Origin of the sequence: Xylanibacter ruminicola, from assembly GCF_900107775.1 — a bacterium.
In the GTDB taxonomy this organism is placed as follows: domain Bacteria; phylum Bacteroidota; class Bacteroidia; order Bacteroidales; family Bacteroidaceae; genus Prevotella; species Prevotella ruminicola_C.
Genome location: NZ_FNRF01000004.1, coordinates 41,607 through 67,408, shown reverse-complemented (window position 1 = coordinate 67,408; position 25,802 = coordinate 41,607). Strand labels below are relative to the sequence as shown.

Annotated in this window: 26 protein-coding genes; 15 read left to right on the top strand and 11 right to left on the bottom strand. The window is 46.9% G+C overall.

Features of this window, described 5'->3' with window-relative positions:
• The 3 genes from BLU97_RS10565 to amrB form a co-directional block, all read right to left on the bottom strand.
• On the bottom strand, positions 1–465 hold the full coding sequence (locus BLU97_RS10565; RefSeq protein WP_074761544.1) for a DUF2975 domain-containing protein: 465 nt from the start codon (positions 463–465) through the stop codon (positions 1–3).
• Positions 466–590: 125 nt separating this feature from the next.
• Positions 591–1,454, bottom strand: a complete 864-nt coding sequence (amrS, locus tag BLU97_RS10560) for an AmmeMemoRadiSam system radical SAM enzyme (RefSeq protein WP_074761543.1) — start codon at positions 1,452–1,454, stop codon at positions 591–593.
• Positions 1,454–2,851, bottom strand: a complete 1,398-nt coding sequence (gene amrB / locus BLU97_RS10555) for an AmmeMemoRadiSam system protein B (RefSeq protein ID WP_074761542.1) — start codon at positions 2,849–2,851, stop codon at positions 1,454–1,456. The genes amrS and amrB overlap by 1 nt, the downstream gene beginning before the upstream one ends.
• Positions 2,852–2,957: 106 nt before the next feature.
• Between amrB and BLU97_RS10550 the strand changes: the two genes are divergently transcribed.
• Positions 2,958–3,224, top strand: a complete 267-nt coding sequence (locus BLU97_RS10550) for a hypothetical protein (protein WP_074761541.1) — start codon at positions 2,958–2,960, stop codon at positions 3,222–3,224.
• Positions 3,225–3,363: 139 nt separating this feature from the next.
• Here BLU97_RS10550 and BLU97_RS10545 read toward each other — a convergent pair whose 3' ends face one another.
• Positions 3,364–3,942, bottom strand: coding sequence for a xanthine phosphoribosyltransferase (locus BLU97_RS10545; protein WP_074761540.1), 579 nt, complete (start codon positions 3,940–3,942; stop codon positions 3,364–3,366).
• 47 nt (positions 3,943–3,989) lie between these two features.
• On the bottom strand, positions 3,990–5,048 hold the full coding sequence (gene pheS / locus BLU97_RS10540) for a phenylalanine--tRNA ligase subunit alpha (RefSeq protein WP_013064371.1): 1,059 nt from the start codon (positions 5,046–5,048) through the stop codon (positions 3,990–3,992).
• A gap of 133 nt (positions 5,049–5,181) precedes the next feature.
• Between pheS and BLU97_RS10535 the strand changes: the two genes are divergently transcribed.
• The 3 genes from BLU97_RS10535 to BLU97_RS10525 all read left to right on the top strand — a co-directional run bounded on the left by BLU97_RS10535 (position 5,182) and on the right by BLU97_RS10525 (position 7,815).
• Complete coding sequence (locus BLU97_RS10535; RefSeq protein ID WP_254771709.1) at positions 5,182–5,952, top strand: DUF4348 domain-containing protein; 771 nt, start codon at positions 5,182–5,184, stop codon at positions 5,950–5,952.
• A gap of 103 nt (positions 5,953–6,055) precedes the next feature.
• Positions 6,056–7,057: a UDP-N-acetylmuramate dehydrogenase gene (gene murB, locus BLU97_RS10530; protein WP_074761820.1), complete on the top strand. Its 1,002-nt coding sequence runs from the start codon at positions 6,056–6,058 to the stop codon at positions 7,055–7,057.
• Entirely contained in the window at positions 7,054–7,815 is a 762-nt protein-coding gene (locus BLU97_RS10525) for an MBL fold metallo-hydrolase (RefSeq protein WP_074761539.1), read from the top strand. The genes murB and BLU97_RS10525 overlap by 4 nt, the downstream gene beginning before the upstream one ends.
• Positions 7,816–7,982: 167 nt before the next feature.
• On the opposite strand, the gene BLU97_RS10520 is transcribed toward BLU97_RS10525, so the two are convergent.
• Genes BLU97_RS10520 through BLU97_RS10510 form a run of 3 tightly spaced genes read right to left on the bottom strand, consistent with a single transcriptional unit; the run spans position 7,983 to position 8,842 of the window.
• Positions 7,983–8,267, bottom strand: a complete 285-nt coding sequence (locus BLU97_RS10520) for a hypothetical protein (protein ID WP_074761538.1) — start codon at positions 8,265–8,267, stop codon at positions 7,983–7,985.
• Positions 8,268–8,272: 5 nt separating this feature from the next.
• A complete protein-coding gene (locus tag BLU97_RS10515; protein WP_074761537.1) occupies positions 8,273–8,623 on the bottom strand; it encodes a phage holin family protein in 351 nt (116 codons plus the stop codon).
• Positions 8,624–8,626: 3 nt separating this feature from the next.
• A complete protein-coding gene (locus tag BLU97_RS10510) occupies positions 8,627–8,842 on the bottom strand; it encodes a YtxH domain-containing protein (RefSeq protein ID WP_028907568.1) in 216 nt (71 codons plus the stop codon).
• A 231-nt stretch (positions 8,843–9,073) separates the two neighbouring features.
• Between BLU97_RS10510 and BLU97_RS10505 the strand changes: the two genes are divergently transcribed.
• From BLU97_RS10505 to rplT, 8 genes are all read left to right on the top strand, one after another.
• Positions 9,074–9,568 (top strand): SPOR domain-containing protein, encoded by a 495-nt coding sequence (locus tag BLU97_RS10505; RefSeq protein WP_074761536.1) that lies wholly within the window; start codon positions 9,074–9,076, stop codon positions 9,566–9,568.
• A 9-nt stretch (positions 9,569–9,577) separates the two neighbouring features.
• Positions 9,578–9,991 (top strand): Holliday junction resolvase RuvX, encoded by a 414-nt coding sequence (gene ruvX, locus BLU97_RS10500; RefSeq protein ID WP_074761535.1) that lies wholly within the window; start codon positions 9,578–9,580, stop codon positions 9,989–9,991.
• A gap of 30 nt (positions 9,992–10,021) precedes the next feature.
• Entirely contained in the window at positions 10,022–10,582 is a 561-nt protein-coding gene (def, locus tag BLU97_RS10495; protein ID WP_074761534.1) for a peptide deformylase, read from the top strand.
• A 1-nt stretch (position 10,583) separates the two neighbouring features.
• Complete coding sequence (locus BLU97_RS10490; protein WP_074761533.1) at positions 10,584–12,533, top strand: tetratricopeptide repeat protein; 1,950 nt, start codon at positions 10,584–10,586, stop codon at positions 12,531–12,533.
• 85 nt (positions 12,534–12,618) lie between these two features.
• On the top strand, positions 12,619–14,562 hold the full coding sequence (gene thrS / locus BLU97_RS10485) for a threonine--tRNA ligase (RefSeq protein WP_074761819.1): 1,944 nt from the start codon (positions 12,619–12,621) through the stop codon (positions 14,560–14,562).
• Between the two features lie 99 nt (positions 14,563–14,661).
• A complete protein-coding gene (gene infC / locus BLU97_RS10480) occupies positions 14,662–15,369 on the top strand; it encodes a translation initiation factor IF-3 (protein WP_013063391.1) in 708 nt (235 codons plus the stop codon).
• 79 nt (positions 15,370–15,448) lie between these two features.
• Entirely contained in the window at positions 15,449–15,646 is a 198-nt protein-coding gene (gene rpmI, locus BLU97_RS10475; RefSeq protein ID WP_013064185.1) for a 50S ribosomal protein L35, read from the top strand.
• 34 nt (positions 15,647–15,680) lie between these two features.
• Positions 15,681–16,025 (top strand): 50S ribosomal protein L20, encoded by a 345-nt coding sequence (gene rplT / locus BLU97_RS10470; protein ID WP_013064385.1) that lies wholly within the window; start codon positions 15,681–15,683, stop codon positions 16,023–16,025.
• Positions 16,026–16,087: 62 nt separating this feature from the next.
• Here rplT and BLU97_RS10465 read toward each other — a convergent pair whose 3' ends face one another.
• The 3 genes from BLU97_RS10465 to BLU97_RS10455 all read right to left on the bottom strand — a co-directional run bounded on the left by BLU97_RS10465 (position 16,088) and on the right by BLU97_RS10455 (position 20,969).
• On the bottom strand, positions 16,088–16,396 hold the full coding sequence (locus tag BLU97_RS10465; protein WP_013065147.1) for an STAS domain-containing protein: 309 nt from the start codon (positions 16,394–16,396) through the stop codon (positions 16,088–16,090).
• A 21-nt stretch (positions 16,397–16,417) separates the two neighbouring features.
• Positions 16,418–18,595 carry a SpoIIE family protein phosphatase gene (locus BLU97_RS10460; RefSeq protein WP_175456366.1) on the bottom strand — a complete coding sequence of 726 codons (2,178 nt, stop codon included), beginning with the start codon at positions 18,593–18,595 and terminating at the stop codon, positions 16,418–16,420.
• A 178-nt stretch (positions 18,596–18,773) separates the two neighbouring features.
• Complete coding sequence (locus tag BLU97_RS10455) at positions 18,774–20,969, bottom strand: Tex family protein (protein WP_074761531.1); 2,196 nt, start codon at positions 20,967–20,969, stop codon at positions 18,774–18,776.
• 92 nt (positions 20,970–21,061) lie between these two features.
• Here BLU97_RS10455 and BLU97_RS10450 point away from each other — a divergent pair, with 92 nt between their 5' ends.
• Genes BLU97_RS10450 through BLU97_RS10440 form a run of 3 tightly spaced genes read left to right on the top strand, consistent with a single transcriptional unit; the run spans position 21,062 to position 25,714 of the window.
• Positions 21,062–21,679, top strand: a complete 618-nt coding sequence (locus tag BLU97_RS10450) for a LolA-like putative outer membrane lipoprotein chaperone (protein WP_175456365.1) — start codon at positions 21,062–21,064, stop codon at positions 21,677–21,679.
• The gene (locus BLU97_RS10445; protein ID WP_074761529.1) at positions 21,676–23,667 is read left to right on the top strand and encodes an ABC-F family ATP-binding cassette domain-containing protein; all 1,992 of its coding nucleotides are present in this window, start codon (positions 21,676–21,678) and stop codon (positions 23,665–23,667) included. The genes BLU97_RS10450 and BLU97_RS10445 overlap by 4 nt, the downstream gene beginning before the upstream one ends.
• 13 nt (positions 23,668–23,680) lie before the next feature.
• A complete protein-coding gene (locus tag BLU97_RS10440; protein ID WP_074761528.1) occupies positions 23,681–25,714 on the top strand; it encodes a M13 family metallopeptidase in 2,034 nt (677 codons plus the stop codon).
• The last annotated feature ends 88 nt before the right edge of the window (positions 25,715–25,802 follow it).

Below are 25,802 nucleotides of genomic sequence, written 5' to 3'. Positions count from 1 at the left end.
TTAAATCGTTAAATCCTGTTCCTCTTTCAATTTCAATCCGATGGCAAAGGCTTCGGCCATAATAAGGATAAAAATACCCTCGGCTGCGATAGTAATACAACTTCCCCAGGTTTCAATCAGATTATCTGTTTCTGGCGTCATCACAGCAGCTAATACAGCAGGCACAATAATGCTGCACCAACCTGCAATACGTAGTAGCGATACATTATCCCATGTAAACACTTCGCCTTGATTCACACAAAGAATAAAACGGATAAAGCAGGAGATGGCGTATAAACCAACCAAAAAGCATATGAGTACTGTAAACATACACAATATGCCATAGCCGCCCATAGGTTCGTGGTTGTTTGCACCTTCCTCCCAGCCTCGGTGGAAATCGTCTGCACCAGCTACACAACTCAATACAAAACTGGCCACCATCAGTACCAGCAACAAAATACAGAAGCAATTCAGTTTCTTTTTCATAACATTTATCGTTTTAATTTGTTTATTTATCGTTTATCGATATGCAAAAGTAGAAATTAAAACAATAACAACCAAATAAAAACGATAAAAACTTATCGAAAAACGATAAATTTAACTTTCTGTAACTAAATATTCCCCAAATACACATGCTTGATGCCCTCTTCTTCGGCTATCTGCTTGGCAGCATATAGTGTTTGACGAGGGGTAGGTGGGGTATCTTGCATCTTATAGCGAGGGAAGAATCGGCTGAAGTGCAATGGTGCTTTGGATAAGCCATTATCTTTCAACCATTTGCACATCTCTTTAATCATCTGCATATCGTCGTTGATGCCTGGAATCACCAGATTGGTTATCTCTAACCAAACGCCAGCATCACGCATAGCCAGAATGGTGTCGAGTACAGGTTGCAGATGGCCGCCACTCACACGCTGGTATATCTCGTCGCTGAACGATTTTAAATCTACGTTGGCGGCATCAAGATAAGGTAGCAGATGGCTCAGTGGTTCCTGGCAAACATTGCCAGCTGAAACCAATATGTTCCAGAGTCCAGCTTCGTGGGCTTTTCGGGCTGTATCAGTGATATATTCTATATAGGTAAGTGGCTCGGTGTAAGTATAGGCGATGCCTGGACTATGGTGCTTTTGGCATAGTGCAACCACTTCGTCAGGTTGAAGTTCATAGTAGTTCACATCTTGTGGTGAAACCTGCGATATCTCGTGATTCTGACAGTTTAAGCAACGGAAGTTACATCCTGTACAAGCTATGGAGAGACATGTAGTGCCTGGATGAAAATGGTAAAGCGGCTTCTTCTCTATCGGATCGATGGCCAGCGAACAAGGCTTGGCATACACCTCGCTCACCAGCGTGCCGCCATGATTCCGTCTACTGCGGCAGATACCCGTTTGGCCATCGCTTATCTTACAGTGATGCGGACATAGTTCGCATTCCACTCGTCCATCCTCCAATCGATGATAATATCTGCACTCCATCAGAAAACTATTGCTTCGTAAACATACAATTCTGCATCGCGCCATCCATCCCAACCTATGCCAGCCTTATCTTGTGCGCAATGCCCTATGAATTCTTCTTTAGTCCAGTTTACCTCATCGGCTACTTGTGGAAGGAAAGTGCCGCTACGATAACCTTTCTTAATATAGATGCCATGACGATGCAATTCAAACTCGTCGAAGCTTTGTATGCGACGCATAGGTGTGAGCACGGAAATCTCGATGTCGATATCAGCAAGTTCGTCGCTGGTTACAGGTAGAAATCGTGGGTCTTCGAATGCTGCTGCCCGAGCCATCTTGGCCACAATCTTATGTAGAGCAAAATCCTCTCCAAAGTGCCCTATACAACCACGCAATCGTCCATGTTTGTGCAGCGATACAAAGGCTCCGCATTTCGAATTGAGAATGGATGAGCGGATTGGTTGCTGTGCGATAGGCTTACCGTCAAGGGTATCTTTAATGCTTTGAAAAGCGATGTCCTTCAGCGCTTTCTTGTCGTCATCAGAAAGAGCGAAACTTGTGTTTTTGCGCAGGATAGCGAACGAATGATAGCCCACCACACGACTAAGATCGCGATTGTCTATATCGCCAGAGTTCTGATACATCAGGTGCTTAATGTCGTATCTACTATCCATCATCAGCATTAACGTAACGATGGCAAATTCGCCGCATGCACTCGTTGCCAGATTGCGTTTGCCGCTATTAGCATTGGCTTCGATGGCGGCAATAAACTCCTCTACATCGCCTGTTTTGATGGCTTTGCCTGTTTTTGCATCCACCTCGCAGGCATCTTGGTACGATGGATAATGCGAAAAATCGCTGCTGATTACAAACAGATTCTCGTCAGTAAAATACGTTTTCAGCACATCGGCCATCCGTTTAAGTTTGTAGTAGTCGTTGGTCGAAATGATGATAGGCACTATTGGTGGTACTTCGCCCAGTCTGCGCTGCAGAAATGGCAGTTGCACCTCCAGACAATGCTCTTGCGTATGAGCCGAACGGTGATAGGCGAAAATGCTATAAGCCTTAGTCAGTTCGATAGCTGTTTCGTGGTCTACTTTTACATTGCCAAGTGGTGTGGCGTAATAGTCGGCCTCTGTGTTTACCGATGCACCATTAAGCCATTCGTGATGGCTGGGACCTAACAAGAAAATGCGTTTGTATTTTTTCTTGGCATCAATCATCATATAGGCCGATGCTGCCACATTTCCAGAGAAATAGTAGCCTGCATGGGGTACAATGAGTGCTGCCAGATTATCGTAAACCTGACTGCTGTTGTGGCGCATCAGCAGACTATCTACTTCATTCTCAAGCGCTTTCGCGTCGCCCGTATAAAAGCGGTTGGCCTGTGTGGCGGGTCTTATTAGTTCTGATTTCATGTCGCAAAGATAGCAATAATCTCCATATCATCCTAATATTTTCGCCATTAAGTTTGGAACTTTCGGCTTTTTATTTACTTTTGCCATCGAATATAGTTGTTGAAGTATGCAGAAGCAAGAATTAAAGCAACATCTGATAAAACGGCTCAAGAAAGAAAATGCCTTTTGGTCGTACGATCAGAAATCCATTAAGGATGTACCTGACGACATCTTGGTGGAGTTAGTAATGTTGCATCTTGATTTGGACGACATTGATAAAATCCATGGCAACCCGCGAGTTAAACAAAAAACATCGTTCAGTCAGTTAAATCCTGTCTATGATATCACTCCCAAGGAAATCGAAGAATACATCAAGGAGAAACTGTTGGGATAATTGCAAAAATATCAATAGGTGATTTACCAACTAATGATTCTGAGTATGTATGAGCATCGGAGATGGCATACTCTTGGCAGTCTCTAGCCATACTGTTCGAGTATGGCTGGAAGCAGGATAGAAGCAGGCTAAAGTATGTCTATTCGCGGAACTTGATGGTTTGGGTTTCGTAGTTCATCTCTTCGATGATGGCGAGGGATTCTAAGTGGTAGCCTTCTTCACGAAGTATGCGACCGCCATTCTGGTTGCCCTTTTCTACGGCGATACCAATGCCTGCAATTGTGGCACCTGCCTGGTGGGCGATGTCGATAAGAGCATGCATGGCTTCGCCTTCGGCTAAGAAGTCGTCGACTATCAGCAGATGGTCAGAAGCAGAGAGATAGGGGGCTGAAACGAACACCATGTTCTGCATCTTATGGGTAAAAGAATAGGCGTGCGACATGTATTTGTCGTCGCTGCTATTGAGTGTCTGGCTCTTTTTTGCAAACACTACGGGCACATTAAGACTGTTGCCAAGCATAGTGGCAATGGCTATGCCGCTGGCTTCGATGGTGAGAATCTTGGTAATCTTGGCGTCTGCAAACCTGCTCTTGAACTCCTGGGCAATAAAGCGCATCACGTCCATCTGAATCTGATGATTGAGAAAACTGTCAATCTTCAGAATATTACCAGGTCTGACCTCACACTCTTGAAGGATTTTCTGTTCTAAATAGTTCATAAAAACACAAAAAGCCCCACCTTAGCGGTGAGGCTTTAATTATTATTTTAGTTTGCTGATTCGAATTCTTCGAGGAAGCGGGTGTCGTTCTCAGAGAACATGCGGAGGTCGGAAACTCGGTATTTGAGGTTGGTGATACGCTCAACACCCATACCGAAGGCGTAACCTGTATATTCCTTAGAATCGATACCGCAGAGCTCGAGCACGTTAGGATCAACCATACCGCAACCCAGAATCTCTACCCAGCCGGTGTGCTTACAGAAGCCGCAGCCCTCGCCACCACAGATAAAGCATGAGATATCCATCTCGGCACTGGGCTCGGTGAATGGGAAGTAAGATGGGCGCAGACGAATCTTGGTGTCGGCACCGAACATCTCCTTAGCGAACGAAAGCAGAACCTGCTTCAGATCGGTAAACGATACGTTCTTGTCGATATACAAACCCTCAACCTGATGGAAGAAGCAGTGTGCACGGGCGGTGATGGCCTCGTTACGATATACGCGACCTGGACAAATTACACGGATAGGAGCGGTAAGCTTGCCGTTCTCGTCGTGCATGTGCTCCATCACACGAGCCTGAACACTTGATGTGTGCGAACGCAACAGGATATTCTTGGTAACATCGTTAGGATGCTGCGATACAAAGAAGGTGTCCTGCATATCGCGTGCGGGGTGATCGGCAGCGAAGTTCATCTTGGTAAAGATGTGGTTATCATCCTCAACCTCAGGACCATCGGCGAGCACAAAGCCCATACGCGAGAAAATATCGATAATCTCGTTGGTTACGATGGTGAGCGGATGGCGTGTACCAAGCTCAATGGGGTAGGGTGTACGGGTAAGGTCGAGAGCCTCTTCGCCTCCCTCCTGGGTCTCGCACTCCTCGCGCAACTGGTTGATGCGCTCGGTGGCCAGTGTCTTCAGTTCGTTAATCTTCATGCCGACAGTTTTTTTCTGATCGGCAGCAACCTCGCGGAAGTCGTTCATCAGGGCTGTAATCTCACCCTTCTTGCTCAGATATTTCAGTCGGAGCTGCTCAACTTCCTCTGCGTTTTTGGCGCTTAAATTCTGTACTTCTTTCAGAAGTTCGTCTATCTTATCAAGTATCATAAACTATAAAAATTGCAATTTTGCGTGCAAAGGTACAAAAAAAATGAGAAAAAGGATTAAGAATTGAGAATATTTTGTACCTTTGCCGAAATTTTGAGAGAAATTAGAAAGATTAGGGTACTACATTAAGTAGATGAAAAGGTTTTTTATCGCGATTTTCGCAACGGTACTGATGATGTTCTCATGCACAGGGAACAAAGCCAATCAGACAGAAGAAGTGCCAGCCGATAGTGTGGCTGACTCTACTGACACCACGGATGTTGACTCGATGGAGATGCTGATTACAGAAACTCCAATGCCAAGAGCTGCTGATGCCATGTTCGACGATTTCTTGTTTAACTTCCTGGCTAACAAGAAACTGCAGAAGGAACGCATTGTTTTCCCACTCAGAGTGACCGAAAACGGAAAGACGACCACAGTTGAAAAGGACAAATGGAAGATGGAACACCTGTTTATGCGTCAGGGGTACTATACCTTATTATTTAACGACGACAAGCAGATGCAGCTGATGAAGGATACGGCCGTGAGCGAGGCTGTAGTAGAAAAAATCCTGCTTTCGAAGAATCAGGTAAAGAACTACGTGTTCCAGCGTATCAAAGGTGCATGGCTATTGCTCGAAATCAGAGTAACACCACTGCAGGCAGATGCAAACTCATCGTTCCTGAGTTTCTATCGCCGATTTGTAACAGATAGCGTTTTCCAGGTTAATAGCTTGAGCGAAACGGTGGATTTTGTAGGACCAGATCCCGACGACGACTTTAACATGATGGAAGGTGTGATTACACCTGATACATGGGAGGCCTTTGCGCCAACCCTGCCACATAAAACCCTGTACAACATTATTTATGGTAAGCCACAGCCAGAGGGTAAACAGAAGATTTATCTGCTGCGGGGGGGTAGCTAACGGACTCGAAATGGAGTTGCGCTTTAGAAAAGAAGGCGGCAAATGGCTGCTGAAGAAAATGATGACGTAAGTTTAGTTGAGAGTTGAAAGTTGATAGTTGAAAGTGAGAATAGAGAAGGATTATAGTCTGAAACAACATAACACATTTGGTATTGAGGCCAAGTGTGCGCAGTTTGTGGAGTATAGCACTGAGGCCGAAGCCAAAGAGGTGGCTGAGTTGCTTCGCACCACGCGCGTACCTTATATTATAATAGGTGGTGGCAGTAATCTGCTGCTTACTCGCGATTATGAGGGAATTGTGGTTCACTCGGCCTGTAAGGGTATAGAGCGCAACGGCAACCGTTTGGTGTGTGGTAGCGGCGAGGTGTTCGACGATGTGGTGGCCCAGAGCATTGAAATGGGACTTTATGGGGCCGAGAACCTGTCGTTGATTCCTGGCGATGTGGGTGCGAGCGCTGTTCAGAACATCGGTGCTTATGGTGCTGAGGCTAAGGACTTGATTCGTAGCATTCGTGCTGTTGAGATTGCCACAGGAAATGTGTGCGTGATAGAGAATGCTGAGTGCGAATATGGTTATCGTCAGAGCAAGTTTAAGCACGATTGGAAAAATCAGTACCTGATACTAAGCGTAGAGTACGAATTTGCAGCTACGTTCGAGCCCCGATTAGACTATGGTAATATACGCGCTGAGCTGGAGAAGGAGGGCATCAGTCAGCCTACAGCCCAGCAGTTACGTGATACGATTATCCGCATACGCGAGGCCAAATTGCCAGATCCAAAGGTGCTGGGCAATGCAGGCAGCTTTTTTATGAACCCCATTGTGGATCGCCAGAAATACGAGGCGTTAGCTGCTCAGTACGAAGGTATGCCGCACTACGATATCGATGCCGAACACGTAAAAATACCCGCAGGTTGGATGATCGACCAGTGTGGATGGAAAGGCAAATCGATGGGTAGGGCAGGTGTACACGATAAGCAGGCTTTGGTACTGGTAAATCGTGGTGGCGCAACAGGTCAGGAGGTGGTGGCACTTTGCCAGCAGATTCAGGCCGACGTGAAGCAGAAATTTGGTATCGATATCTATCCGGAGGTGAACGTGATATGAAACTAACGTTTTTAGGCACAGGAACCTCGTGTGGTGTACCCGTTATCGGGTGCCAGTGTAAGGTATGTAAAAGTACCGACCCGAAGGATAAGCGTACACGCTGTTCGGCATTGGTTGAAACAGAGAATACGCGTATATTGATAGATTGTGGACCAGATTTTCGTGCGCAGATATTGCCACAGCCATTCCGCAAGATTGATGGCATCCTGATAACCCACTCGCATTACGACCATATGGGTGGTATGGACGATATCCGTCCGTATTGTCAGTTTGGTGCTATCAATGTGTATGCCGATAAGTTGGCTAAGCGGTCGATGCTGGAGATGCTGCCTTATTGTTTTGCAGAGAACCGCTATCCGGGTGTGCCTGCCATCGGACTGCATGAAATCGAACCTCATGTGCCTTTGCAGATTGGCGATCTGGAAGTATTGCCTATACAGGTGATGCATGGTAAATTGCCTATCCTTGGATATAAGATTGGTAAGCTGACGTATATCACGGATATGAAAACCATTGATGAGGGCGAGCTGACTTATCTGGAAGGTACAGAGTTGCTGGTTGTTAATGCCTTGCGTTTCGACAAGCCGCACCACTCTCACCAACTGATGGACGATGCCATTGCTTTTGCCCGTAAGGTGGGTGCCAAGCAAACGCTAATCATCCACGTATGTCACGATGTGGGGCTGCACGAAGAGGTGAATAAACTGCTGCCGGAGGGGATTGATCTGGCTTACGATGGACAAGAAATATATCTATAATTATGTAAAATAAGTTGCTAATTTCTTTAAAATTAGTTAATTATTGACGATATTTTAGGGGAATTTTTTGCAGGTGACGAAAATAGTCGTATCTTTGCACCGTGTGTTTTTCATAGTATTAGATTTAAGGTTAACAAAAGGTTAGGGTCACAGCGGTGACCCTTTTTTTATATCGATCTTCTGCGTTTGCCCTTATCTTTGCCAAACAGCGAACTGTAGCCTTTCATGAGTTTACGTACCAGCAGAATAGCATCTACTGCCATAAAACCATTGCTTATCAGGCTGGCAATATAGTCGCCCTTCGATACTTCGTCGCGCTTCAGGAATGTCTGGTTCCAAAGCGATGAAACCTTGTCCTTATCTTTCTGGATCTCGTCAAGCAAAGCATCCTTGCGCTCGCGAATCTCTTCGAGCGTGCAGAAATCGTTGGTTGTTTTCTTATTGTACGGCATAGTGCTTATTTACTGAGTAGCAAACCTGCCAAGAACCTAACCAGAGGTTTCTCGATCCAAGGTTTGCGGAAGATGATAAATAGAATAAACAGCAGCAGATAGAGTAGCGATATGATGAGGAAGGCCAGAGCCGTACCAATATACGTTGCCAACCAGAAGGCTAAGGCAAACGATAGGTAGGTAAGGCAAGCTGCTATCACCAATATGAACACGATAGCCAAGGCGGCAGCCGTAACCAGGCGCACCACCTTGTCTATCATATCGAGCTTAACGTACTCCGTTTGTAGCCCGAGATAGTGTTTCAGCACCTCTATCAGCTGTGCTATATTCTCAACATTCTTATCGCTCGACAGCATGGGTTACTCCTCCTCGGTTGCTGCGTCCTGAATGTCGTCAACGAGATCAACTACCTCTTTACGGCTCAGTTTGATGTTGTGCTTCTTCAGGAAGTCCTCTACTGCATCAGTGATACGAACGCGAGTGTCCTGTCCCTTTTCGGGGGCTACCAGAATACCAAGAGCTGCGCCAGCAATAGCACCGCCAAGAAATGCGCTAATGTAACCTAAACTTTTCATAATCTTACTGCTTTTAAAATTAATACTTAATACTTAGACTATTTGTCTGCAAATATACGAAAGTTTTCGGTTGTTATGCAAAAAACAGCCAATTTTTTAATAAAAAAGTTGTGTTTTGCCCGATTTAACAAACTTTATGTGGTGTTTTGGCTCGCTTTTGCACAATAATTAGTAATTTCGCACACAAAATATAGAATCAAATAAGTAATTAAAAAATAAAAATTAGGAAAAATGAAGAAGTACACTGTATTATGCGCAGGTTTGTGCATCGCATTGGCAATGACAAGTTGTAAGACTAACGAGAGTGCCTATAAGAAGGCTTACGAGAAGGCTAAGCAGTACGATACAGCTCAGCAGCAGGCTGCCCCTGTTGTTGAAACAGCTCCCGTTGTAGCTCCTGTAGAGGCTAAGCCAGCTACTGAGACCCAGGTGGTTGATAATCTCGACAACGTATCAGTACGCCAGGAGAGTGTATCGCTGATTAGTGGTAGCGGTTTGAAGGCATTCAGCGTAGTTGTTGGCTCGTTTGGTGTTCGCGCCAATGCCGAGGGCTTGATGCAGCGCTTGAAGAATGCTGGTTACGATGCCCAGATTGTTAAGAACGACGATAAGAATATGTATCGTGTCATCGCCTCTACCTTCTCTGACAAGGCTGCAGCAGCTGCAAGCCGCGATCAGATTCGTGCGTCATATCCCGATGCTTGGTTGCTGTATAACGCTCGTTAATTAGCAACATTGGCTCGTATTTTATCAATAGATTACGGTAAGAAACGTACCGGACTGGCAGTCACCGATCCTCTACAGATTATAGCTGGAGGATTGGCGACTGTTGCTACGTCAGAACTCTTCGACTACCTGAAGGCTTATATTGTCCGCGAGCAGGTAGAGATGATTGTGATTGGCGAACCACGTCAGCCTAATGGTGAACCCAGCGAGAATCTGGCACGTGTGCAGCAGTTTGTGAACCGCTGGCGCAAGGCTGTGCCCGAAGTTCCTATCCAGTATTACGACGAGCGTTTTACATCGGTACTGGCCCATCAGGCCATGCTGGATGGCGGACTTAAGAAAAAGGCTCGTCAGAATAAGGGATTGGTAGATGAGATCTCGGCTACCATCATTCTCGAAGATTTTATGCGTTCTAAGAAATAAATAGTATAATTGTAAATTATAAAATAGTAAATGATTCTGCCTATTTATATATTTGGTCAGCCTGTGCTTCGTAAGGTGGCCGAAGATATTACACCCGATTATCCTCAGTTGAAGGATTTGATTGGTGATATGTGGGAGACACTTGCTGAGTCGGAAGGTATCGGACTGGCTGCTCCTCAGATTGGTAAGCCCATCCGTCTGGTTGTGATCGACCTGGATGTGCTATCGGATGATCTGCCTGAGTATAAAGGCTTTAAGCAGGTGTTTATCAATGCTCATATCGTAGAGTACGATGAGAGTAATACCGATGTATCGGAAGAGGGGTGCTTGTCAATCCCCGCTATCCACGAGAAGGTTACTCGTCCTACCCGTATCCATGTAGAGTGGGATGATGAGAACTTTGAGCATCACGACGAGTGGATTGAGGGTTATCTGGCTCGTGTTATGCAGCATGAGTTCGACCACCTCGACGGTAAGATGTTTGTCGACCGTATCTCGCCACTTCGCAAGCAGCTCATCAAAAGTAAGTTGCGCGCCTTGACACAGGGGCGTTTCCGTTGTGGTTACAAGACCAAAGTGGCCAGAAAATAAAATGCGTCGCATTTTCCTGTTTCTGGCATTCCTGCCGTTATTGGTCCAAGCTCAGTTTAATACTGATCGCTTGGTGATGATAGGGCGCTCGGCACTCTATTACGAAGATTATGTGCTGTCGATCCAGTATTTTAATCAGGCCATCAGCATGAAACCTTGGCTCTATGAGCCTTGGTTTTTTCGTGGGGTGGCCAAATTTTATTTGGACGACTACCGTGGAGCCGAGAGTGACTGTACCGAGGCAATCGAGCGCAACCCTTATGTGGTGAGCGCTTACGAATTGCGCGGTTTGTGTCGCATTAACCAGAAGAAATATAGCGCAGCGGTGAGCGATTACGATCGTGCCCTGCGTTACGATCCTGACAATCAGGGACTTTGGCATAATCGTGTGCTCTGTTTGATTCAGGATAAGAAATACGATTTAGCTTTGGCGCAGATTGATACGATTTCGGCCCGCTGGTCGAAATATGCGCGTGCTTACTCGATGCAGGCCGAGATTTATCTGCTGCAGCAGGATACTGCCAAAGCTGTGAAATCGCTTGATAAGAGTTTGGAACTCGATCCTTACGATGGTGGCATCTGGGCCGAGAGAGCCGTGATTAGTCTGGCTCGCCAGAAGTGGAAGGAGGGCGAGGAATTCCTAACCAAGAGTATCCACCTGTTGCCCAAACACTCGGGTAACTATATTAACCGAGCATTGGCCCGATTTAATCAGAATAACCTGCGTGGCGCAATGGCCGATTACGATACAGCGCTCGATTTAGATCCAAACAATTTCTTAGGTCACTATAACCGCGGACTGTTGCGTGCTCAGGTGGGCGACGACAACCGTGGTATTGAGGACTTTGACTTTGTGCTTAAGTTGGAACCCGACAACCTGATGGCTCTGTTTAATCGTGCCTTGTTGTTAGAGCAGACGGGAAACCTGCGTGCGGCCATCCGCGACTATTCGAAGGTAATTGAGGAGTATCCTAACTTCTGGTTCGGATTGCAGCATCGCGCCTCGTGTTATCGCCGATTGGGTAATACCAAACAGGCCGAGCTTGATGAGTTCCGTATTCTGAAAGCCCAGATGGACAAGCGATATGGCAAGCAGCCACGACTCTCGAAAAAGCAGATGCGTAAGCGTAGCGATATCGATCCGGATAAGTATAACCAGCTGGTTGTGGCCGATGAGCAGGAGGTGGAGCACGAATACAAGAGCGACTATCGTGGACGTGTGCAGAACCGTAAGACTGCTGTGAGCTTGCAGCCCATGTACGGACTTACCTTTGTGCAGCCACAGAACGATGTGAAGGTTGAGAATCCATACGAAAACAGTGTGGATGCCTTTAACCAGGCTTCGGGTTCGCATACTGTTTATCTCTCGTGTGAGCAGCGTAACCTGAGTGAGGACCATATGAAGCGTACCTTTGCGTTTATCGACTCGTTAAGCAATGTCATCGATCAGACGAAAGTAACGTCGAAAGTGGCACCGTTGCTGTTGCTGCGTGCCATCGCATACGCTACCATCCAGAACTTTGATAATGCAATCGACGACCTGAGTATCTGTTTGCAGATCGACTCAACCTCGTCGCTGGCCTATTGGCAGCGCGCCGTTTGTCAGGCTAAGATTAATGAGTTTAATGCTTCTGAGGGTACCAATGTCGACCTTAAGTCGGCTAATGTGCTTGGCGATTTGTCGGATGCCATAATGTTGGCACCACATAACGCGTACCTATATTATAATAGGGGTAACCTTTACGCTATGCGTCGCGACTATCAGCGTGCTATCGCCGATTACTCGCAGGCACTTAAGCTGAATCAGGATCTGGCCGAGGCTTGGTTCAATCGTGGACTGGCCAAAATCTACGCAAAACACGTGGATGAAGGTATCGAGGACCTTTCGAAAGCTGGCGAATTAGGACTCTATCAGGCATATAGTGTCATCAAAAAGTATCGTGAAAAGTAAATTTTTCGATTAATTTGCATTAATTTGGAATAAAAGCACTATCTTTGCACGCAATTTCAAAATTCAAACATATATTGTAGATATGATGATTAACATTACATTCCCAGACGGATCTGTTCGCTCGTATGAGCAGGGCGTAACTGGTTTCCAGATTGCAGAGAGCATCTCTCCGGCTCTCGCACGCAGCGTTGTAAGCTGTGGAGTAAACGGTGAGACAGTAGAGCTGAACCGCCCTATCAATGAGGACGCTACCATCGAGCTCTACAAGTTCGACGATGAGCAGGGTAAGCATACCTTCTGGCACACATCGGCCCACTTGCTGGCCGAGGCATTGCAGGAGTTGTATCCTGGCATACAGTTCGGTTTCGGACCTGCTGTCGAGAATGGTTTCTTCTATGATGTACTGCTGAAGGACGGCGAGAGCATCAAGGAGAGCGATTTCCCAAAGATTGAGGCTAAGATGAAGGAACTGGCTGGTAAGAAAGAGCCAGTAGTTCGTCGTGAGGTACCTAAGGCCGAGGCCCTGAAGCAGTTTGCTGAGTGGGGACAGACCTATAAGTGCGAGCACATCGAGCAGGATCTTGAAGACGGTTCAATCACTACCTATACCCAGGGTAATTTCACCGATCTGTGCCGTGGTCCACACCTCGTGGATACAGGTGAGATCAAGGCCGTTAAGCTCACCTCAGTAGCAGGTGCTTTCTGGCGCGGCGATGCTAACCGCGAGCAGATGCAGCGCTTGTATGGTATCTCATTCCCAAAGAAGAAGATGCTCGACGAGTATCTTGAGATGCTGGAGGAGGCTAAGAAGCGCGACCACCGTAAGATTGGTAAGGAGATGGAACTCTTTATGTTCTCAGAGAAGGTAGGTAAGGGTCTGCCTATCTGGTTGCCAAAGGGTACCGAGCTCCGTCTGCGTCTGCAGGATCACCTGCGTAAGGTGCAGAAGCGTTTCGGCTATCAGGAGGTTATCACTCCACATATTGGTTCTAAGAACCTCTACGTTACTTCTGGTCACTATGCACACTACGGCAAGGATTCGTTCCAGCCTATCCATACCCCTGAGGAGGATGAGGAGTACATGCTGAAGCCCATGAACTGTCCTCACCACTGCGAAATCTTCGCGTGGAAGCCCCGTTCATACCGCGATCTGCCTCTGCGTATCGCTGAGTTCGGTACTGTATACCGTTATGAGCAGAGTGGTGAGCTGCACGGATTGACTCGTGTACGTTCGTTCACACAGGACGATGCCCACCTGTTCTGTCGTCCTGATCAGGTTAAGCAGGAGTTCCTGAACGTTATGGATATTATCGGTATCGTGCTTACAGCCTTCGGATTCAACTTTGAGGCTCAGATTTCTCTGCGTGATCCTAACGATCACGAGAAGTATGTAGGTACTGACGAGGACTGGGCACTGGCTGAGAAGGCTATTGTTGAGGCTTGTCAGGAGAAGGGCCTGCCCGCTAAGGTTGAATACGGCGAGGCTGCTTTCTATGGTCCTAAGCTCGACTTCATGATTAAGGACGCTATCGGTCGTCGTTGGCAGCTTGGTACTATTCAGGTTGACTACAACCTGCCTAAGCGTTTCAACCTTGAGTATACTGATGAGGACAATCAGAAGAAGACACCTGTCATGATTCACCGTGCACCATTCGGATCAATGGAGCGTTTCTGCGCTGTGCTGATCGAGCACACCAGCGGTCACTTCCCCTTGTGGTTGACACCTGATCAGGTAGCTATCCTGCCTCTGTCGGAGAAGTACAACGACTATGCTCAGGAGGTTGCCAAGAAGTTTGATATGGGTGGTGTTCGTGCTACCGTTGATATGCGTAACGAGAAACTGGGTCGTAAGATTCGCGACAACGAGTTGAAGCGTATTCCTTACATGGTTATCGTAGGTGAGAAGGAAGCTGCTGAGGGTACTGTAGCTGTACGCCCACAGGGTGGTGGCGAGCAGAGCGTTAAGACCATTCAGGAGTTCATCGACGAGGTAAATGCTCGTGTTGCTGAGATGACAAAAGACTTCTAAAGTTAAATATTTATAAATTTATTCAGATAATTAATAGTTCAGAGCTCAAAGTTCAAAGAAAATTAGTAATTTTGCAGCCGATTTCTTAAAAAGTAGTTAATGAAGAATGACAAATTGAAGAATCAGTACCGTATCAACGAACAGATCCGAGTACGTGAAGTCCGCATCGTAGGCGACGAGGGATCGTCGGTTATGTCTACGCGTGATGCACTCAACCAGGCCCGTGACATGGGAGTAGACCTCGTGGAGATTTCTCCTAATGCCAACCCGCCAGTGTGTCGTCTCATCGACTACTCCAAGTTCCTCTACCAGCAGAAGAAGCGCCAGAAGGAAATGAAGGCCAAGCAGGTAAAGGTTGAGGTGAAGGAAATTCGATTCGGACCTCAGACTGATGAGCACGACTATCAGTTCAAACTGAAGCATGCTCGTGAGTTCCTCGAAGAGGGCAACAAGGTACGTGCATACGTATTCTTCCGTGGCCGCTCTATCCTGTTCAAAGAGCAGGGCGAGGTGTTGCTGCTCCGTTTTGCTAACGACCTTGAAGAGGTTGGAAAGGTTGAGGGCATGCCATCACTCGAAGGCAAGAAGATGTTCCTCTATCTGGCTCCAAAGAAGGCTGGTTCGGCCAAGAAGAGTCAGCAGGCTCGCGACCGTGAGGCTGCTCAGCTCGAAGCTAAAGAGGCAGCAAAGCAGCAGAAAGAGGCTCAAACTGAAGAAACAGCTGAGATTCCAGCAAACGGTGGACTTCTGGGTAATGCCAAGATTAGTGCCGATGCGCTGAAGAAGCTGACTGAGAGCGAGGATTAATTAGAGATGAAAAAGAAGGTGGCGCGCCCGGTATATGCGTGGCCGCTGGATATTAATAACAATTTAAATTTTTAAAACAATGCCAAAAGTAAAGACAAACTCTGGTGCAAAGAAGAGATTCTCTTTCACTGGAACAGGTAAGGTAAAGAGACGTCATGCCTTCCACAGTCACATTCTGACAAAGAAGACCAAGAAGCAGAAGCGCAACTTGGTAGGTACAACTATCGTTGATCCTAGCAACATGAAGCAGGTTCGTGATCTGTTGTGTCTCCGTTAAACCTATTGTCTAACATTTAAAAGAAGTAAGAATTATGCCAAGATCAGTAAATCACGTTGCATCAAGAGCAAAGCGTAAGAGAATTTTGAAGCTTACCCGCGGTTACTTCGGTGCCCGCAAGAATGTTTGGACAGTAGCAAAGAACACATGGGAGAAGGGTTTGACCTACGCCTATCGTGATCGTCGCAACAAGAAGCGCAATTTCCGCAGCCTGTGGATCCAGCGTATCAACGCTGCCGCTCGCCAGGAGGGTATGAGCTACTCAGTTCTGATGGGTAACCTCGCTAAGGCAGGTATCGAGATTAACCGTAAGGTTCTCGCTGACCTCGCTATGAACAATCCCGAGGCTTTCAAGGCCATCGTAGAGAAGGTAAAGTAAATTAAACGACTTACCAAGTCTTAAAATAAAACCCCTGCCAATCGGCGGGGGTTTTACTTTTGTTAATCCTTAAACTTAAACAGATGTACAAAGCCTGTGGTTTTGAACACGTCGTACACATTAGGTTGTAGGCCATGGATGAATATTTCGCAGTGGTTGATCCAGCCCTGCTGTGCGATGTGCATCAGTATTCGCAGACCGCTCGACGATATGTATTCGAGCTGGGTGCAGTCAATTACTATTTCTTGCTCAAAGTAATCGTACAGCGGCCTAACTTCTCTTTCGGCGGCAGTTGATACCGATGTGTCCAAGCGTCCTATCAGTATCAGTGTTACCTGGCGCTCGCCTGTTTTCTCGATTTTAATTTCCATCTTTATCTCTTCTCTTTATTTTTATTTCTCGATTATTTTCTGCATGGTGAGTATGTTCTCATCATTCTTGCGTTCGTAGCTGATGTGGTCCATATAATGGCGCATCAGGTGGATACCCAATCCGCCCTCAATGCGTTGCTCAGCCTGCTGTTCAACATCCACTTCGGCTGCCTTGGTGGCATCAAAGGGCATACCTTTGTCGTGGAGTATAAATGTCAGCATCAAGTCGTTAGCTTCGGCCTCCAGTATGATATGACTTGGTTCGCGGTCGGGATAGGCGTATTTCATCACGTTCACCACAGCCTCTTCAACAGCCAGGGTAGTGTAGGTTGTTGCCGTCTCGTTCATCTCAAGGTCTTGGCAGATGCTATTCACGAATGCCGTTAGTTCAACTACTTCTTCTACATCGTTGCCTAATGTGAGGCAGCGGTGATAAAGACTGCCGTAGGCAGGTTGGGGGAGGTATCTGATAGCCATCAGCGAGATGTCGTCGTTTTGTGGCGTGTCGCCTACAAAGCTCTGAGCTGTTTCAAAGTGCTGATGTGCATATTGACGCGCATCCAAATGCAGATCGGCCAGTCGGTTGGCTCTGTTGCTGATACGATCGCGACCAAACTGCTCGTGGTTGGCTGTCTCGGCCTCGGTATAACCGTCGGTATACAAGAACAGTATCTCGTTGCGATCCATAAGTATGGTCTGATTGGTATACTCCCATTCAGGACGCAAACCCAATGGGATGTTATTATCTACATATATAAAGCGTGCCAGAGTGCCTACCAGCATAGGGGGCTCATGACCTGCATTGCTGTAGTTCAGTTGGCCTGTCTTTAAGTCGAGTACACCTAAGAAGAGGGTTACGAACATGTATGAGTCGTTGGTGTCGCATAAAGTCTTGTTCATGCGACTGATAATGTTACTGGGATCTGTATCCAGCATGGCCTCGCAACGGAACAGTGATATGGTTTCGGCCATCATCAATGCTGCTGGTACGCCCTTGCCGCTCACGTCGCCAATGCAGAAGAAAAGCTTGTCGTCGTGCATCAGGTAGTCGTATAGGTCGCCGCCAACCTCCTTAGCCGTTACTATCTCGCCGTAGATGTCAACATCGGGACGTTCGGGGTAGGGAGGGTATTTTTTGGGTAGCATCGACTGCTGAATGTGGCTGGCAATCTTCAGTTCTTGTTCTATACCTGCTTTTTGAGCAGTGGTTTTTCTTAGCTGGTCGATGTTGCGTATCAGGGCGCGACTCAGGAAGAAAATAACTATCAGGCCAAAGAACATAACAGCCAGAATGATGGCGCCAAGCACATTTCCCTGATGATTAATGATGGCCTCGGGTACTACAATCACCACTGTCCACTCGGCATATTTTACAAACGAGTAGAACAATACTGAACTCACACCATCTTTGGTAATCTTGCAACTACCGCTCTCATGGTTTCTCATGCGGTTGCCCACTTCGTCATCTGCGGTGTCGGCTGTTTGAGATGCAACCTCCTGGAAAGTAGTTTTCAGAATAAGATCCTCGTTGGGATGAATGAGATAGGTGCCATCGTTATCGAGTACAAAACTATACGACTTTTCCTTAAATCCTTTTTCAAAACGCTCGTGGTTTTGGGCATCTACGCGTTTGTGGCGCAGTCGGAGCCACTCCAGCGATACATCGGCCCCCAGCATGGCCACCTTATTACCATTCTTATCGTGAATGTGCGTCATATAAGTGGTGGTAAGCTGTTGTGATGCTGCCTGATCGAAATAAGGCGGTGTCCAATCGCCTTCCTCGCGTTCATAAGCCGTTTGGTACCAGGGGTGAGTCAGGAAATCGGGATGGTCCTCGTTCATCTGCTTACCCTTGATAACGCCATCTGAATCGCGCCAGGCGTATATCTCGAAGTAGTGTCCACGCTGTGGATAAAAGTCGGGCTCGAATATCAGACGGCAGCTCGACATGTAGTTGTTTAGCTTTACCATTTGTTCCAAATGTGCCTGCAACTTGTCGGGGTTGTCGAGGTCGTTCTCAATTACACTGGTGTTATTGATGGCTGCCACATACACATCGGACAGCACACCACGAATTTTCTCGTTGGCGTGCAGCATAATACCCTCGTAACGCGATTCAACCTCGCGTGCGGTAGAGTTGCGTGTAATGACAAACACAAAGCTCATAATGGTGGCCCACATGATAAGAAGTACCGCCATAATGATTAAGCTTAGTTTGTATGCTGATGCTTTATTCATTATTATTGCTCTTCCTCTTTTAGTCCAAATTTTGTTTTAGGATCAATGTTGGCAACAAAGGTACTGTTTTTCGGCAATATAACCAAACTTTTTTTGTTTTTTTTCTTGATTATACTGCCGAAAACATGTATTTTTGTTATTATAGATTCTTCATAGATAGCGAGATGCGCTGACGGCGATGGTCAACCTCGGTTACTTGTACCTGTACGTGTTGGTGAAGCTTGACCACGTCGAGTGGGTGAGCAATACGGCGATTGGCCATTTGTGAGATGTGTACCAAACCATCATGATGCACACCAATATCCACAAAGGCTCCAAAGTTGGTGATGTTGGTAACGATGCCGGGTAGCACCATGCCCTCAACCAAATCGTCGATGGTACTTACGTTCTTATCAAATTCGAAGGCTTCCAATTGTTGACGTGGGTCTCGACCAGGCTTTTCTAGTTCGGCCATAATATCAGTAAGGGTAGGCATACCCACGTCGGCAGTTACATAGCGGGGCAACTCCAGGGCTTCACGCTTTTCTTTGTTATGAATAAGGTCGGTTACGGTGCAGCCCTGATCTTTGGCCATCTGCTGTACAATAGGATAACTCTCAGGGTGTACAGCAGTGCCATCAAGCGGGTTCTTAGCATTGTGAATGCGTAGGAATCCTGCACATTGCTGATATGCCGATGGGCCCAATCGAGGGACCTTAAGAAGTTGGGCGCGCGAGGTAAAGGCGCCATGTTCGCGGCGGTAGTCTATGATGTTTTTGGCCAGTGTGGCACCCAGGCCGCTTACGTACATCAGCAGGTGTTGCGAGGCGGTGTTCAAATCTACACCTACCAGGTTTACACAACTTTCCACGATTTGGTCGAGTGAATGCTTCAGTTTGGTTTGGTCTACATCGTGCTGATACTGGCCCACACCAATGCTTTTGGGGTCGATTTTTACCAGTTCGGCCAAAGGATCCATCAGGCGTCGACCAATTGAAACGGCACCACGTACGGTTACATCCTCATCGGGGAATTCGTCACGAGCCACTTTCGAGGCAGAATAAACAGAGGCACCAGCTTCGGAAACAACAAAGACCTGTGGGGTGGGAGTTTTTAAGTTTTCAGATTTTGCTGTGGCGGATTTTGAATCTGCTACAACATTGTATTTGCCAGCGAGAACATCTTTTACAAAACTATCTGTTTCGCGACTAGCGGTACCATTACCGATAGAGATGGCCTCTATTTGAAATTTCTGAATCAGGCGCTGTAGGGTGATGGCGGCCTCAGTTCGCTTGTTTACAGGTGGGTGGGGCATTATTACATCGTGGTGCAGCAGGTTGCCTTGGGCATCTAGGCATACTACCTTACAACCAGTACGAAAACCAGGGTCGATACCCAATACGCGTTTCTGCCCCAATGGAGCACCTAACAGTAATTGACGTAGGTTTTCGGCAAATACGCGGATGGCTTCTTCGTCGGCCTTATCCTTGCTTTGTGCGGCAAATTCAGTCTCGATGGCAGGTTTGAGCAGTCGTTTGTAACCATCATCGATAGCCTCGGCTACCAAGCGGCCACATGGGGTGTTGCCATACACGTAATGGTACTTCAGTCGCTCCAGGGCTTCATCATCGTTGGGTGAAATGCTGATACGTAAGATTCCCTCTGATTCGCCTCGGCGCATGGCGAGCAGACGGTGGGACGAACAACGTTTTAGTGGTTCGCTCCAGTCAAAATAGTCGCTATATTTGGCTGCTTCGTCAGTATCGGCCTTGGCTTTTACTACTTTTGAGGTGATAACAGCCTGTCGGCTAAAGGCGTTACGCAGCTGTTGGCGTGATTTCTCGTTTTCGCTTACAATTTCGGCAATGATGTCCTGAGCCCCTTTGATGGCACTTTCTACACTATCCACATCGCCTTTTGCAAACTTAGCGGCAGCTGCTTCTGGATCGCGCTCGCGTTGCTTCATCAGCAGCAGAGCCAGAGGTTCCAGTCCTTGTTCGCGGGCAACTTGTGCGCGGGTGCGACGTTTTGGTTTGTAGGGTAGGTAGATGTCCTCGAGTTCGGTAGCGTCCCAGCATTGGTTAATGCGTTCTTGGAGTTCGGGTGTCATCTTATCAAGGTCGCTGATGGTTTTGATAACCGTTTCCTTGCGTTTTTGTATATCAAGCAATTTTTCGTAGCGGTCGTTGATAGCGGCTATCTGTACCTCGTCCAATCCGCCTGTACGCTCCTTGCGGTATCGGGCAATAAAGGGTATGGTGCAACCCTCGTCGAGCAAAGCTAACGTGGCTTCAACGAACTTCTGACTGATGCCTAATTGTGTGGCAATTTGACAGGAAAAAACGTTCTTTTGCATAAATATAAGTAGTAATTACGTTAATTTGTGTGCAAATATAGTGATAAATCGTGAGAAATGTGTATTTTTGCAGTTCGAAAATGAAAAGATTAATGAGAAAAGGGATAATTTTAGCGGTAATCATGCTGATTGGTACCGTTTGCAGCGTGCAAGCACAAGATAACGCCAACAGCCGACAGGCACGCCGCATTTTTAACAATGCCTACCAGCAGGTGTTTGGCGAACAGGGTGCTACGTTACACTACGACGTGAACATTACTGGCATATATAAGACGCGAGGTACCATTTGGTACAAAGGCAAGAAGAGTAAGTTCGATGAAGCGAGGATGACCTCGTGGAATGATGGCAAGTACGTGTACACCTTTAAGAAAAAGAAACGCGAGGTGGAGCTACACACAGCCAAGAACAACAAGAGTGATAAGTACTCGCAGAAGTTTAAGTTTGAGCCCGAAAACTATAACTACAGTATAGCTGAGGCCGACAATGGACTGCTGGTTACACTAAAGCTCATAAAGGGACGTAAAGGTATGAAGGAGATACACGCCTTGCTGGAGCGTAAAACCTATCACCCGATAAGCGTACGCATTAAAATCGCTTTTATATGGACTACCATTAAGATTAGCGACTTTCAGAGTGGAGGCATTACCGACGAGATGCTACGTTTCCCCAAAGAGCAGTTTATGGATTGTAAATTTGTTGACAAGCGATGATATCAGTAGAAGGACTGAAAGTTGAATTTGGCATAAAACCCTTGTTTGATGGCGCTAGTTTCGTTATTAACGACAAGGATCGCATAGCCCTTGTGGGCAAGAATGGAGCTGGTAAATCTACCATGCTCAAGATATTGTGTGGACAGCAGAAACCTACCGCGGGCACTGTTAGTGTACCTAACGATACAAAGGTGGGCTACTTGCCACAGGTTATGATTCTGCAGGACGATACCACAGTTCGTGAAGAAGCGCAGAAAGCTTTTGCCGATAACACGCGTATGAAGGAGCGCCTGGATAAGATGAATCAGGAGCTTGCCGAACGTACCGATTACGAGAGCGAGAGCTACATGCAGCTGATTGAAAAATATACTACCGAGCATGAGCGCTATATGATGATGGGTGCCGAGAACTATGAAGCCGAGATTGAGCGTACACTTACTGGTCTGGGCTTTGAGCGTAGTGATTTTGAACGCCCCACATCAGAGTTCTCGGGTGGTTGGCGTATGCGTATTGAGTTGGCTAAGATCCTCTTGCAGAAACCCGATGTGTTGCTCCTCGACGAGCCTACCAACCATCTGGATATTGAATCAATCCAGTGGCTGGAGCAGTTCTTGGCGCAGAGTTCAAGTGCTGTTGTGCTAGTAAGTCACGACCGCGCCTTTATTAATAATGTGTCGACCCGTACACTCGAGATATCGTGTGGTAAGGTAATTGATTATAAGGTGAAGTATGATGAGTACGTGGTGTTGCGCAAGGAACGTCGCGAACAGCAGTTAAGGGCTTACGAGAATCAGCAGAAGGAAGTGGCTGAGATGAAGGCGTTTATAGAACGTTTTCGTTATCAGGCAACTAAGGCTGTGCAGGTGCAGCAGAAGGTGAAACAACTGGAGAAGATTGTGCCCATCGAGATTGATGAGGTTGATAATTCGGCCATGCACTTGAAGTTTCCTCCCTGTTTGCGCAGTGGCGATTATCCCGTGATTTGCGACGAGGTTCGCAAGGATTATGGTGCTCATACAGTGTTCGATCATGTGTCGCTTACAATCAAGCGCGGTGAGAAAGTAGCCTTTGTGGGTAAGAATGGTGAGGGTAAATCAACACTTGTGAAATGTATTATGGGTGAAATCCCTTATACGGGTAATCTGAAGGTAGGTCATAATATCCAAATAGGATATTTTGCCCAGAATCAGGCGCAATTGCTTGACGAGAACCTGACCGTGTTCCAGACCATTGACTATGTGGCCAAGGGTGAGGTGCGTTTGAAGATTAACGATATCTTAGGTGCCTTTATGTTTGGCGGCGAGGAGAGTGATAAGAAAGTGAAGGTGCTGAGTGGTGGTGAGCGTAGCCGACTGGCAATGATCCGCTTGCTGCTGGAGCCTGTAAACTTGCTGATTCTCGATGAGCCTACCAACCACTTGGATATGCCCTCGAAGGATGTGCTGAAAGAGGCTATCAAGGCCTTCGACGGTACTGCTATCATTGTGAGTCATGACCGTGAGTTCCTGGATGGACTGGTAACCAAGGTGTATGAGTTCGGGGGTGGTAAAGTACGCGAACATTTGGGTGGTATCTATGATTTCTTGAGAGCAAAAAAAATAAACGACCTGAATCAGTTGGGGGCGCAGCCGCAGATGATGCCAGCTCCTAAAACTGCAGCCAAAGCCGCCTCTGTAACTACAACATCGAGTGCATCACCATCGGCCACACCTGAGGGTGAAGCTGTACTTCAGAAAGCCCTGAGCTATGCTGAGCATAAGGAACTTCAGAAACGTAAGAACCGTTTGGAAAAGGCTGTTAAGCAGCATGAAGCCAAGATTGAGCAGCTGGAGCAGCGTCTGAAGGAATTGGATGAGTTGTTGATGCAGCCTGAAAACGCTTCGGACATGACGATGGTAACCGAGTACACCGACATTAAGCGTGACTTGGATGAAGAGGTGGAGCGCTGGGAGAAAGCAAGCGAAGAATTAGAATCATTAACACAATAAACTCTAAAAAACAATGAAAAGATTTTTGACAATGATGACAATGGCATCTGTTTCAATGATGATGATGGCTCAAACAGAGCTGGGATCAGGCTTGAACGAGGCCGACTTTAACAAGAATGTGCGTCCGGGTGACGACTTCTATGAGTATGCCTGTGGTGGTTGGATGAAGAACAACCCACTGCCAGCAGCTTATTCACGCTATGGTAGTTTCGACCGTTTGCAGGAAGATAACGACAAGCGCATTAACGGTATCCTGAAGGAGTTGCAGAGTAACACTTATGCTAAGGGTACTATCGAGCAGAAACTGAGCGATCTTTATAAGTTGGCTATGGACTCTACACGTCGTAATAAGGAAGGTGTAGCTCCCGTTATGCCACTTATTAAGAAACTTGAGGCTGCTAAAACCATTAAGCAGTTGCTGGCTATCCAGCTTGAGCAGGCTCCTTACGGCGAGCAGGAGTTCTTCTATGCAGGCTTCGGTGCCGACGAGAAGAACGCCACGCAGAACATTCTGAGTATTTATCAGAGTGGCCTGACACTCGGTCAGAAGGAGTACTACCTGGATAACGATAAGGCTACAGCCGGTATTCGCGAGGCATTCAAGAAGCACGTTGTAAAAATGTTCCAGCTGTTTGGCTTCAGCAAGAGCGCTGCTACCAAGAAAATGCAGAATATCATGAAGGTTGAGACTGCACTTGCTAAGGTTAGTAAGAGTCGTACAGAGCTGCGTGATCCTGAGGCTAACTACAACAAGATGACTCTGAAGGAGTTCGAGGCTAAGTATCCTAACCTGCCTCTGGTTAAGGTGATGAACGCCATGGGTATTGACACTAAGTATCTGCAGGAGATGGTTGTTGGTCAGCCCGACTTCCTGGAAGGTGCTAACAAGGTTGTAGGCGCTCTGAAGCCTGCTGAGTATCGTGACGTGCTGGAGTGGAGTCTTGTTGAGGGCTCGGCTAACTATCTGAACGATGCTGCCGCTGCTGAGAGCTTCGATTTTTATGGTAAGATTAAGGCTGGTCGAAAGGAGAATCATCCTCTGTGGAAGCGTAGTACTGGTCAGGTAGAGCGTGTGATGGGTGAGGCTCTTGGTAAGATTTATGCCGAGAAGTATTTTCCCGAGGCTGCTAAGCAGCGCATGCTTACCCTGATTAAGAACCTGCAGATTGCTCTTGGCGAGCGTATCGCAGCCCAGGATTGGATGGACGACAGCACTAAGGTTAATGCTCTGCTGAAGTTGAATACTTTCTATGTAAAGGTGGGTTATCCTGATAAGTGGACCGACATCTCTAAGTTGGAGATTGATCCTGCTAAATCTTTTTACGATAATATGCAGGCTTGTGCTAAGTTCTGGAACGCTCATAACATCGAGCATACAGTAGGTAAGCCCGTGGATCGCGACGATTGGCATATGACACCACAGACAGTGAACGCTTACTATAATCCAACTACCAATGAGATCTGTTTCCCCGCAGGTATCCTGCAGTATCCATTCTTTGATATGACTGCCGACGACGCCTTTAACTATGGTGCTATCGGTGTGGTTATCGGTCATGAGATGACCCACGGATTTGATGATCAGGGACGTCAGTTTGATAAGGATGGAAATATGCATGATTGGTGGAAAGAAGCTGATGGAAAGAACTTTACAGAGCGTACTGACAAGTATGCCGATTTCTTCAGTGCAATCAAGGTTCTTCCAGACCTGAATGGTAACGGTCGTCTGACACTGGGTGAGAACCTGGCCGACCACGGTGGTCTGCAGGTAGCATGGGCTGCTTATAAGAACGCTACCAAGCGCAATCCTCTTGGCGAGAAGAACGGTCTGACAGCCGATCAGCGTTTCTTCCACGCTTATGCAGGTGTATGGGCTGGTAACATTACTGAGGCCGAAATCCGCAACCGTACCAAGAGCGATCCTCACTCATTGGGCCGTTGGCGTGTAAATGGTGCTCTGCCTCACATCGACGCCTGGTACGAGGCCTTTGGTGTGAAAGAGGGCGATAAGATGTTTATTCCTAAGCAGGAACGCCTCGAATTGTGGTAAAATACATCAAAAAAAATAGATTTTTGCCGTCGTAAATGTAAATTTACGGCGGTTTTTTTTGTTTGATTCATTTTTTTATTTAACTTTG